The organism is Streptomyces sp. SAT1, from assembly GCF_001654495.1.
GTDB lineage: Bacteria > Actinomycetota > Actinomycetes > Streptomycetales > Streptomycetaceae > Streptomyces > Streptomyces andamanensis.
The window spans coordinates 591,585-603,220 of record NZ_CP015849.1 but is presented as its reverse complement, the minus strand read 5'-3'; the positions used below and the strand labels follow the sequence as shown (position 1 = coordinate 603,220).

Sequence of the window (11,636 nt, the reverse complement as noted above, 5' to 3'; positions counted from 1 at the left end):
GGGACACGGGCCGCCGCCCGCTGCCCGCTGTCCACCCACGCCTCGGGCACCGTCACGCCGGGCAGCTGCCTGCCGTTCTCGTCCCGCAGCGCGAACTCGGCGCGGACCCTGCCCTGTTCGGGGCTGGCGACCAGACCGGACAGCAGCGGGGTGAGGGTGTCGGTGCCGCCGGCCTCCAGCGACCGCGGCATGTCGGGCAGCGCGGCGGGGGCGCGCCCGGTGTCGACGGTGAAGGCCGCCCAGTCGGACCAGGCCAGGTTGTAGTGCGTGCCGTCGTACGGGCTGGTGCGGAAGCGGTAGGTGCGGCCGTCCTTGAGCAGCCCGTCGGGGACGGTCACCGCGGCGGCCCGCCCGGACTCCACGTAGGGGGAGACGAGCCGCTCGCCCACCTGCTTGCCGGTGGCGGCGTCGACGATCTCGAAGGTGCCGTCGACCCGGTCGCCGTCCTTGTCGGAGAAGGTGTCGCGCAGGGTCGGCGTGGTGGTGTTGACCTGCCAGGTGCCCGAGGCGTCCTTGGCGAACGGCGGGCCCGCCTGGCGGTTGTTCCCGGACCGGGGCCGGAAGTTGTAGGTGACCGTGAGCTTGGGCGGATTGCTGGTGGCGTTGGCGGAGTTGACCCGCTTCCACTGCGCGACGGACGACTCGTCGGCCGCGGTCAGGCCCATGGTCGAGCGCGGCGCCCTGGCCGAGGCCCAGGACTGCGCGAGCGAGGTGACGTCGGCGTTGATCCAGCCGTCCGCGCCGCAGGCCGGGTTGCCCTTGGTCTCGGTCGAAGTGGCGTACCGCGTACGCATCTTGGGCCGGTTGGTCCAGCGGCTCGCGGTGCCGGCCTCGTCGGCGGCCCACACCTGCCAGGGCTGGGCCTTGCAGTCGGTGTTGGCCGAGTGGAAGTTCCACAGGCTCAGCCGGGCGCTGCTCACCAGGGCGTCCGCGATGGGCGCGGTGCCCCAGGTGATGTACGACTGCGCGGTGCGCGCGGTGCCGTTCGCGTTCTTGGTGCCCGGGTTGCCGAAGTCGAGCTCGGTGTCGGTGGACCAGTCGCGGGTCTCGCCCTGCTGCACATAGGTGTCGAAGACGTTGCTCAGCGCGGACGTCGACGGGTCGACGGTCACCGGGTAGCGCGTCGCCGGGTCGGCGAGGAAGGCCGGGTCCGGGGTGACGACGAGGTCGACCGAGGAGCCCTTCTGCCGGACCCGCATGGCGACCGGCACCCGGCGGGTGTGCTCGCCCGAACGCGCGTCGACGGTCGCGTCCCACATGACGGGCGCGGGCATGACGGCGCGCTCCTGGCCCGTCCTGCGGTCGGTGAACAGCACACTGCCGTCGGGCTGCTGGGCGGCCCGCAGCCCCTTGGTGCGCAGCGGCAGGGTGTAGCTGTAGTCGTCGGTGGCCGGGCGCCGTTTGATCTCGACGTACTGCTCGAAGCCGGTCCGGGTCGCCTCCACGATCACGTCGGCGCCCGGTACGGCCTCGGCGTAGGTGGCGCGGTTGCCCTCCAGCGCGGGGGCGGGCAGCCCGCCCTTCCACTGGAGGGTGACCTGCCGGTCGCCCTCGCCGAGGGTGACGAGGTCGCGGGCCGGCGCGGTGCGGGCGGCGCTCAGCGACCGGGCGCGGTCGCCGGATCCGCCCGCGAGGGTGAGGGCGGCGGGGTGCGCCTTGGCGGCGACACTGCCGTCGGCACGCTCGGTCAGATCGGTGTCGACCGCCACCCAGGTGCCGTCGCGGTCGAAACGGACCGGTCCGGCGGTGAGTTCGGTGGTCAGGGAGCCGTCCGGGTTGACCCAGGTCGTGGCGGCGGTGCCGCGTTCGGACAGCGCCTCCACCCGGGTCCCGGAGCGCCGGGCGGCGGCGAGCGCGGCGGGGACGTCGGCCGCGGGGCCCGGCGCGGCGGCCGGGCGGGACGGCACGTCCGGGGCCGGGGCCAGGGGAGCGGCCGCGGCGGAGGTGCCGAGCAGAGCGAGGGACAGGGCGAGGACCGCGGCGCGCGGCAGCGTGCCGGTGGTCCCGCGTGCTCGTCGGGCCGAACGGCCCGGCGGAGCTATGTTCATGAAAACGTCATTCCTTGGTCAAGGGAACGTGAAGGAAGATCAAAGATTAGCCGGAAGCCGAAGGGTCGTTGACGCGCTTATCGTCACTCAGCGCCCATTTCCGACTTCTCGTCACATGTGAGGCCCGCCACAGCGGATGGGTCCCGTCCGCGCGGGAGGCGGGCGCCGGTGAACCGGTCGTGGGGGCGGGTCCGGTGCCGGTCCGCCCGTACCCCTGTGGATACATCGCCGTATCGGATACATTCATGTATCCACAAGGGGGTGGCAGAGCCATGACACAGGAACCGCCGCGGGAGCCCGTGGCGCCGCCGGGCCTGAGCAGGCGCCGGGCGCGCACCCGGGCCGATCTGCTCGGCGCCGCGTTCCGGGTCTTCGCCGCCAAGGGCTTCGGCCGGGTCTCGATCGAGGAGGTCTGCGAGGCCGCCGGGTACAGCAGGGGCGCCTTCTACTCCAACTTCACCACCCTGGACGAGCTGTTCTTCGCCCTCTACCGCGAGCGCGCCGAACTCATCGCCGACCAGGTCGCGGGGGCCCTCGCCGTCGACGGACCCGACCTGGACGTGCCCGCCGCCGTCGACCGGGTCACCGACGTCCTCCTGCTGGACGTGGACTGGCTGCTGGTCAAGACGGACTTCCTGGTGCACGCCGCCCGCGACGGCGCCGTGGCCGAAACCCTGCGCGGGCACCGGGCCCGGCTGCGCGGCGCGATCGCCGAACGGCTGGAGCGCGCGCACGCCCGCACCCCGCTGCCCGCGGTCCTCGGCGGCGCGGACGGCGCCGCCCGCGCGGTCGTCGCCGCCTACGACGGCGTCACCGTCCAACTCCTGCTGGACAAGGACGTCGAGGGCGCCCGCGCCTGGCTGCGGCACCTGCTCACCGCACTGCTCACCGACGGCGGCAGCGCCGCACCGACGCACTGAGAAGGGAACCCCCGCCATGGACGCGGATGTCATCGTCGTCGGAGCCGGCCTCGCCGGCCTGGTCGCGGCGCACGAACTCACCAGCCGGGGCCGCAAGGTCGCCCTCGTCGACCAGGAGAACGCCGCCAACCTCGGCGGCCAGGCGTACTGGTCGTTCGGCGGGCTGTTCCTCGTGGACTCCCCGGAGCAGCGGCGCCTCGGCGTCAAGGACTCCTTCGACCTCGCCTGGAACGACTGGCAGGGCAGCGCCCGCTTCGACCGGCCCGACGACGAGGACAGCTGGGGCATGCGCTGGGCCCGCGCCTACGTCGAGTTCGCGGCCGGGGAGAAGCGCTCCTGGCTGGCCGGGCACGGCGTCACCCTGCTGCCCACGGTCGGCTGGGCCGAGCGCGGCGACCTGCGCGCCGACGGCCACGGCAACTCCGTACCGCGCTTCCACATCGCCTGGGGCACCGGCACCGGCGTGGTCGCCCCCTTCGCCGCGTACGCGCACCGGGCCGCCCAGGACGGGCTGCTCACCTTCCACCACCGGCACCGGGTGGACGAACTCGTCGTCGGGAACGGCGCGGCGCGCGGCGTGCGCGGCACCCTCCTCGCCCCCGACGACGCGCCCCGGGGCGTCGCCTCCAGCCGCGAGGAACGCGGCGCCTTCGAACTGACCGCCCAGGCCGTGATCGTCACCAGCGGCGGCATCGGCGCCGACCACGACATCGTCCGCCGCCACTGGCCCGCGCGCCTGGGCACCCCGCCCGCCCGCATGGTCACCGGCGTACCGGCCTACGTCGACGGCCGGATGCTCGACATCAGCGCCGCCGCCGGTGCCCGGCTGGTCAACCGCGACCGCATGTGGCACTACACCGAGGGGATCCGCAACTGGGACCCGATCTGGCCCGGCCACGGCATCCGCATCCTGCCCGGCCCCTCCTCGGTCTGGCTCGACGCCCTCGGCCGCCGGCTGCCCGACCCCTGCCTGCCCGGCTACGACACCCTGAGCACCCTGCGGCACCTGCGCACCACCGAGGACCTCGCCGCCCACGACCACTCCTGGTTCGTGCTGACCCGAAGGATCGTCGAGAAGGAGTTCGCCCTCTCGGGCTCCGAGCAGAACCCCGACATCACCGCCAAGGACCGCAAGGCGGTGCTGCGCGACCGGCTGCTGGGCAAGGGCGCGCCGGGACCGGTCCAGGACTTCCTGCGGCACGGCGCCGACTTCGTGGTCGCCGCCACCCTCGAAGAACTCGTCGAGAAGATGAACAGGCTCACCGACCGGCCCCTGCTCGACGCCGCCGAGGTGCGCCGCCAGATCACCGCCCGCGACCTCCAGCTGGACAACCCGTACAGCAAGGACGCCCAGGTGCAGGGCATCCGCAACGCCCGCCGCTACATCGGCGACCGGCTCGGCCGGGTCGCCGCACCGCACCGGATCCTCGACCCGGAGGCCGGCCCCCTGATCGGCGTCAAACTGCACGTCCTGACCCGCAAGTCCCTCGGCGGCATCCAGACCGACCTCGACTCCCGCGCGCTCGGCACGGACGGCACACCCGTCGACGGCCTGTACGCGGCGGGCGAGGTGGCCGGGTTCGGCGGCGGCGGCGTGCACGGCTACAACGCCCTGGAGGGCACCTTCCTCGGCGGCTGCCTCTTCTCCGGCCGCGCGGCCGGCCGCGCCGCGGCCGCACAGACCGCCTGAACGGCCCGGCGGGCCCGCCCCCTTCGCCCGGCGGGGGGCGGTCGGGCCCGCCCCGTGGGCGACTTGACCCGCGGCAGGGCGAACCGGCGCCGCCACGGCTCTACTCTGAGGGCGTTTGATCATGCGCCGCCCGTCCCCCCGAGGAGAACCGTGACGCCCCCCAGGAAGCAGCCCGTCCCCCGCGCCGTGACCGCCACCGTCCCCGTCGCCGTCGCGGCCCTGCTGGCGGCCGCCGGACCCGCGGCCGCCGGACCCGTCGCCCACGGCACCGCACCCGCCCGCCCCGCCGCGGCCGGCGCACCCGGCGCCGGCGACCCCTACTTCCCGCTCGCCGGCAACGGCGGCTACGACGTCTCCCACTACGACCTGACCCTGCGGTACGATCCGGCCGCCCGCCACCTCGACGCCACCGCCGTCCTCACCGCCCGCGCCACCGCCCGGCTGACCCGGTTCGACCTCGACCTCAAGGGCCTGAAGGTCACCGGGGTCAGCGTCGACCACGCCAAGGCGTCCTACCGGCGCCACGGCCAGGAACTCGTCGTCACCCCGCGCACCGCCCTGCGCCCCGGCCACCGCTTCCAGGTCGCCGTCACCTACAGCGGCACCCCCGGCCCGGTCACCGACCCCGACGGCTCACCGGACGGCTGGATCCCCACCGACGACGGCGCCTTCGTCGCCGGTGAACCCCAGGGCGCCATGACCTGGTTCCCGGCGAACAACCACCCGCTGGACAAGGCGTCGTACGACTTCACCCTCACCGTCCCGCAGGGGCACACGGCCGTCGCCAACGGCGTCTACCTGGGCAGCCGCACCGCCCACGGCCGCACCACCTACCGCTGGCGCCAGAGCGAACCCATGGCCGCCTACCTGGCCACCGCCACCATCGGGAAGTTCCGCGTCGAGCAGTTCACCACCCACGGCGGGATCAGGGTCTACAACGCCGTCGACCCGCGCGAGGCGAAGGCCGCCGCGCCCGTGGTGAGGCAACTGCCCGCCGTCCTCGACTGGGAGAGCGGGCTCTTCGGGCCCTACCCGTTCAGGGCCGCCGGAGCCATCGTCGACCACGCCCCGGGCGTCGGCTACGCCCTGGAGACCCAGACCCGCCCCCTGTACGACTCCGCGCCCGACCTCGCCACCCTCGTCCACGAGAGCGCCCACCAGTGGTTCGGGGACTCCGTCTCGCTGACCCGCTGGCAGGACATCTGGCTCAACGAGGGCTTCGCCACCTACGCCGAGTGGCTCTACACCGAGCAGCACGGCGGCGACAGCGCCCAGCAGGAGTTCGACGCGCTGTACGCGCGCCCGGCCACCGACCGGCTGTGGGCCTTCCCGCCCGGCGACCCGGGCAGCGGCGAGAACATCTTCGACACCCCCGTCTACGCCCGCGGCGCCATGACCCTGCACGAACTGCGCCGGGCCGTCGGCGACCGGGCCTTCTTCCGGATCCTGCGCGCCTGGGCGACGGACCACCGCGGCGGGCACGGCACCACGGCCCAGTTCACCGCGCTCGCCGAGCGGATCTCCGGCAAGGACCTGGGCGCGCTCATGCGCACCTGGCTGGAGACCGCGGGGAAGCCGGCCACCCCCTGACGGCGGCGGATCCGGGGCGCCGGACGGCCGGCCCTGACGGGTTCCTCACATGTGTCGGCCATGGTCGAGACATGATCACCCGCCACCGCCGTGCCGTCCCCGGCCCGCCGACCGCTTAGGATCCGCCAGGTGTGCGCACATGTGCTGGTCGCCGAGGACGACGAGATGCAGGCCGAACTCATCCGCCGGTCCCTGCTGCTGGAGGGCCACACCGCGACCGTGGTCCACGACGGCCGGGCCGCCCTGGAGGCGGCCCGGCTGCACCGGCCCGACCTGGTCGTCCTCGACCTCATGCTGCCGGTGCTCGACGGCTTCGGGGTCTGCCGGGAACTGCGCCGGGACGACGACGTCCCGGTGCTGATGCTGACCGCCCGCAACACCGAGGACGACGTGCTGCTCGGCCTGGAGCTGGGCGCGGACGACTACATGACCAAGCCGTACAGCCCCCGCGAGCTGATGGCGCGGATACGGACCGTGCTGCGCCGCAGCGGGCGGGCCGCCGAGCGGCGCGAGGACCCCGTGCTGCGCGCCGCCGGGCTCGCCGTCGACCCGGTGCGGCACGAGGTGCGGTGCGAGGGGCGGCCGGTGGTGTGCACCCCGGCCGAGTTCGAGATCCTGCTCGCCATGGCCGGCGAACCCGACCGGGTCTTCACCCGGCACCAACTGCTCCACCGCACCCGCGGACTGGACCGCGCCTCCACCGAACGGGCCATAGACGTGCACATCATGAACCTGCGCAAGAAGCTGGAGGCCGACCCGCGCCGCCCGGTACGGCTGCTGACCGTCTTCGGCGTCGGCTACAAGCTGAACAGCGCGGCGGCGTGAGGAAGAAGGCCGGGCCGGGCGGCGGCATACCGCTGCGCAAACGGCTGCTGGTGCGGCTGCTGGTCGCCTCCGTCCTGATCGCCGGCTGCTCGGTGGCGGCGACCGCCTGGCTGGCGGTGCAGACCACCACCAGCGCCCTGCGGCAGGAGCAGGGCCAGGACCTCGCCGACGACGTCGCCATCCTGGCCCGGCTCAGCGGCTACGCGGCCACCCACCGCGACTGGAAGGGCGTCGCGGCCACCGTCCGCGGGCTCGCGGCGCAGACCGGCCGCCGGGTCGCCCTCACCACCGCCGACCGCACCCTGGTCGCCGACTCCGCGCCGCCCGGCAGCCCGCTGCCACCCAGCCCCGCCGCCACCGTCGACCCCCTGCACACCGACACCTACACCCAGCGCGGCGCCCAGCTCAGCGGGATCGACCCGCGGGCGGTCGGCCCCTACGCGCTGCCGGCCGGTGAACGCCGGCAGCTCGACCAGGTGGCGGCCAAGCGCCGGAGCTGCTTCGCCGCCAACGGCGTCCCCACCACGGTCCGGCACACCCCGGGCGGCCGCCCCTACCTGGTCTCCGACGACGGAACACGCGGTGTCACCGAGGTGCCGGAGGAGTGCGCCGACGGCGCACTCAACACCCCCACGGCCACCGAGCGCAGGGCCCTGGACGACGTGACCCTGCGGGCCCGCGCCTGCATCCGGCGGGCCGGCCTGGACCCCGACCTCGGCGCCCTGGAGTTCGAGCCCGGGGCCGGCGGCCGCTACCTCGTCTCGAGGACCGCCGTCCGCTACTACTACAAGGGCGCCCTCGGAGCGGGCGGCGGTGCCACCGACGAGGCGCGGCACGAGGCGCGGCAGAAGGCACAGCAGAAGGCGCAGCAGTGCGCCGACGACGCCTACCGGGACCAGCTCGACCCCTATGTCGCCCCCGCCGCCCAGCTCTTCCTGGGCGGCGGGGACCGGGCCGCCACCCGGTTCGTCATGTCGCCCGCCAACAAGGCGAAGATCATCGGTGCCGCCGGTCTGGTGCTGGCCGTCACGGTCGCCGTCACCGCCGTGGTCGCCGGCCGGCTCGTGCGCCCGCTGCGCGCCCTGACCGAGGCCGCCCGCCAGCCCCCGGACCAGCATGTACGGGTGCCCGTCACCACCCGGGACGAGACCGGGCTGCTCGCCCAGGCGTTCAACGCGCTGACCGAGCGCCGCGAACGCCTGGAGGCCCAGCGCAAGGCGATGGTCAGCGACATCGCGCACGAGCTGCGCAGCCCGCTCACCAACATCCGCGGCTGGCTGGAGGTGGCCCGGGACGGCCTCGTCGACCCCGACCCCGCCCTGCTCTCCTCCCTGCACGACGAGGCGCTGGTGCTCCAGCGGGTCATCGACGACCTCCAGGACCTCGCCGCCGCCGACGCGGGCACCCTGCGCCTGCACCGGGAGCCGCTGGGCGCCCGCGACCTGCTCGACCAGGTCGCGGCGGCCCACCGGGTCGCCGCCCGCGCCGCCGGGGTCACGCTGCGCACCGACTGCGCGGACGGCCCCTGTCTGGACGCCGACCCGGTCCGCATGCGGCAGGTGCTCGGCAACCTGGTCTCCAACGCGGTGCGCCACACACCCGCGGACGGCACCGTCGCACTGGCCGCGCACCGCGACGGCGACACGGTGGTCCTCACGGTGGCCGACACCGGCACCGGCATCGCGCCGGACGATCTGCCGCACGTCTTCGACCGGTTCTGGCGGGCGGAGAAGTCCCGCAGCCGCCGCACCGGCGGCAGCGGTCTCGGCCTGGCCATCGTCCGTCAGCTGGTCGAGGCCCACGGCGGGACCGCGGCCGCGGCCAGCGAGCCGGGCGCGGGCAGCGTCTTCACCCTCCGCCTGCCCGCGGCCCCCGACGAGACGGGGCCCGGGGCGCGGGACGGCGTGCGGACCGAGGAGGCCGGGGACCCGCGGTCCGCGGTCTCCCGGGCGGGAAAGTAGTCGTACCGGCCGGGCGGTCAGCCCTGCCGGCGGCGGGCCACGGCACGGCGCCGCCGCAGCGCGCGCCGCTCGTCCTCGCCCGTCCCGCCCCACACACCGATGGTCTGGTCCGTGTCCAGCGCCCAGCGCAGACACTCCTCACGGACGGGACATCGGCGGCACACCGCCTTGGCCTGCTCGGTCTGCACCAGTGCCGGACCGGTGGTACCGATCGGGAAGAACAGGTCGGGGTCCTCGTGGCGGCACGCGGCGTGTTCTCGCCAGTTCTCCATGAAGAAAAGTCACCTGCGATCGAAAGTAGTCCGTGTCTCGGGCCGTATGTGCTCGCCGTCGGGTCACCTGCCGCCGCCGCGTCAAACGGCGCTCCGCCCGGCACCCGCCGGACCTTCGCACGATCCGCACATGGCCGGATCGGCCCGCCGGGGCCGTGCCCGCGGCCCCCGCCGCAGCGCGGACGGGTGCGAACGGCACGGTCTGTGCTGCGATAGTGAACCCGGACAGAAAGATGTAACGAGCAACCAGGAACCCCGTGGACACCAGCGAGAGCACCGACAGCAGCAGTCCGGCCCGCACCGGCGGCACCCCCGGCCCGGCCGAGCAGGCCCGGCGGGGCTGGCGCCGCTGGGCCATGGACACCCGTCCGCTGCGCATCCCCGCCTACCGCAGGCTGTGGTCCTCCACCATCGTCACCGCGGTCGGCAGCCAGCTCACGGCGGTCGCCGTGCCCAAGCAGATCTACGACATCACCGGTTCCTCGGCCTGGGTCGGCTACGCGAGCCTGGCCGGTCTGGTGCCGATGGTGGTCTTCGCGCTGTGGGGCGGCGCCGTCGCCGACACCGTGGACCGCCGCAAGCTGCTGCTGGTGACCAACTGCGGTATCGCCGTCACCTCGCTGCTGTTCTGGGCGCAGGCCCTGACCGGGCTGGACTCGGTGGTGGTGCTGATGGTGCTGCTCGCCGCCCAGCAGGCGTTCTTCGGGCTGAACTCCCCGGCGCGCAACGCCTCCATCGCCCGGCTGGTCCCCGAGGAGGAACTGCCCGCCGCCAACGCGCTGAGCTCCACGGTCATGCAGACCGGCCTGGTCGCCGGACCGCTGCTGGCCGGTGCGCTGATACCCGTGATCGGGCTGCCCGAGCTGTATCTGATCGACGCGGTGGCACTGTGCGCCACGGTGTGGGCGGTGTGGCGGCTGCCGGCGCTGCCGCCCCTTTCGGCCCCGGCCGAGCGCCGCGCCGGGGTGCGGGAGATAGCCGCCGGTTTCCGTTACATCTCCGGGCACAAGGTGCTGCTGCTGTCCTTCCTCGCGGACATCATCGCCATGGTCTTCGGCATGCCCCGCGCCCTGTTCCCGCAACTGGCCGCCGAGACCTACGCCCCCTACGGCGAGGGCCTGGCGCTCGGCCTGCTGTTCGCGGCGATCCCCCTGGGCGCGGTGGCCGGGGGCCTGTTCTCCGGCACCTTCTCCCGGGCGCGCCGGCACGGCTGGATGGTCATCGGCGCGGTCACCGCCTGGGGCCTGGCCGTCGCCGGGGTGGGAGTGAGCCGCAACCTGTGGGTCGCGGTGGTGTTCCTGGCCGTGGCGGGCGTCGCCGACATGGTGTCCATGGTCTTCCGCGGCGCGATCCTGCTGTCCGCCGCCACCGACGAGATGCGCGGCCGGATGCAGGGCGTCTTCACGGTCGTCGTGGCGGGCGGACCGCGCCTGGCCGACGTGCTGCACGGCACGGCCGGCTCGCTCTTCGGGCCGCGCGCGGCCGTCGCCGGGGGCGGGCTCCTGGTCGTCGTCCTGATGCTGGCGCTGGCGGCGGCCGTACCGGCGCTGCGCCGCTACCGGATCTGAGGCGCGGGGCGCTGCCGTCTACAGGCCCCGCCGGGGGATCGTGTACTGCTCCAGCAGCCTGCCCCGGGTCAGCTCCAGACGGTGGGCGAGGATCTCCGCGACGGTCCGCACCAGCGACAGGCCCAGCAGCGGATCCTCCACGGACAGGGCCAGCACCGCCGAGGCGTCGAACTCGTAGGTCCGCACCCGGCTGAAGGCCTCGGCGCCGAAGTCCCACTCGTACGGCGGGAAGAGCCAGGACCAGCCCAGCAGGTCGCCCGCGCCGAGGCTGGCCACGGTGACCCGGCGGGTGGGCGTGACCTGCTGGTCGAGGTGGACGGCGCCGGACCTGATCACCCAGAAGCGGTCGGCGGTGCCGCCCGCTTCGAAGATCCGGGTGTCCTCCGGGAAGGAGACCTCCCGCGCGACTTCCATGAGGCGTTCGCGCTGCTTGTGGGGGAGCGCGGTGAGGAGTTTGATCGCTTTGGTCATGGCCCGTGGCCCTTCGCCGTGGTGTCCGGATCGGCGCGTGTGCCTGGGTCCTGTCGCCGCCTTCGCGTCGTCCGCCCGGGGCGGGGCTCGCGGTGCCGGTGCGTGCTCCCGGTGCACTGGTGTCCCGGTCCTCGTACCGGAGGTATCGGAGGTACGGGGGCCGGGGCCGGTGCGGCGAGTGGGTCCCCCCGCTCGAAGAGCCTGCGTGGCGTCGCGTGGCAGGCGGGGAGGTGACGACAGGGCCTGAGCCCATTGTCGGCGGCTGCGCGCGCAACGGGCACCTCGGCGGGC

The 11,636-nt window shown here is 74.4% G+C and carries 8 protein-coding genes and 1 pseudogene; 6 read left to right on the top strand and 3 right to left on the bottom strand.

The features are described 5' to 3' along the window. Window positions 1-200: 200 nt before the first annotated feature. Window positions 201-2,048, bottom strand: a pseudogene (locus tag A8713_RS34025) (DNRLRE domain-containing protein); the annotation flags it as partial. 272 nt (window positions 2,049-2,320) lie between these two features. Here A8713_RS34025 and A8713_RS02480 point away from each other — a divergent pair. The 5 genes from A8713_RS02480 to A8713_RS02460 all read left to right on the top strand — a co-directional run bounded on the left by A8713_RS02480 (window position 2,321) and on the right by A8713_RS02460 (window position 9,034). After that, complete coding sequence (locus tag A8713_RS02480; RefSeq protein WP_064531192.1) at window positions 2,321-2,968, top strand: TetR/AcrR family transcriptional regulator; 648 nt, start codon at window positions 2,321-2,323, stop codon at window positions 2,966-2,968. Between the two features lie 16 nt (window positions 2,969-2,984). Further along, a complete protein-coding gene (locus A8713_RS02475) occupies window positions 2,985-4,658 on the top strand; it encodes an FAD-binding dehydrogenase (RefSeq protein ID WP_064531191.1) in 1,674 nt (557 codons plus the stop codon). A gap of 150 nt (window positions 4,659-4,808) precedes the next feature. Then, window positions 4,809-6,248: a M1 family metallopeptidase gene (locus A8713_RS02470; RefSeq protein WP_064531190.1), complete on the top strand. Its 1,440-nt coding sequence runs from the start codon at window positions 4,809-4,811 to the stop codon at window positions 6,246-6,248. 129 nt (window positions 6,249-6,377) lie between these two features. Continuing rightward, complete coding sequence (locus A8713_RS02465; RefSeq protein ID WP_064531189.1) at window positions 6,378-7,073, top strand: response regulator transcription factor; 696 nt, start codon at window positions 6,378-6,380, stop codon at window positions 7,071-7,073. Continuing rightward, window positions 7,070-9,034 carry a sensor histidine kinase gene (locus tag A8713_RS02460; RefSeq protein ID WP_064531188.1) on the top strand — a complete coding sequence of 655 codons (1,965 nt, stop codon included), beginning with the start codon at window positions 7,070-7,072 and terminating at the stop codon, window positions 9,032-9,034. The genes A8713_RS02465 and A8713_RS02460 overlap by 4 nt, the downstream gene beginning before the upstream one ends. Before the next feature lie 17 nt (window positions 9,035-9,051). Here the strand turns inward: A8713_RS02460 and A8713_RS02455 are convergent, their stop codons facing one another. Then, a complete protein-coding gene (locus A8713_RS02455) occupies window positions 9,052-9,306 on the bottom strand; it encodes a WhiB family transcriptional regulator (RefSeq protein WP_064531187.1) in 255 nt (84 codons plus the stop codon). A 257-nt stretch (window positions 9,307-9,563) separates the two neighbouring features. Between A8713_RS02455 and A8713_RS02450 the strand changes: the two genes are divergently transcribed. Then, entirely contained in the window at window positions 9,564-10,874 is a 1,311-nt protein-coding gene (locus tag A8713_RS02450) for an MFS transporter (protein ID WP_064531186.1), read from the top strand. Window positions 10,875-10,892: 18 nt separating this feature from the next. Here the strand turns inward: A8713_RS02450 and A8713_RS02445 are convergent, their stop codons facing one another. Next, on the bottom strand, window positions 10,893-11,345 hold the full coding sequence (locus A8713_RS02445; RefSeq protein ID WP_064531185.1) for a cyclic nucleotide-binding domain-containing protein: 453 nt from the start codon (window positions 11,343-11,345) through the stop codon (window positions 10,893-10,895). Between the last annotated feature and the right edge of the window lie 291 nt (window positions 11,346-11,636).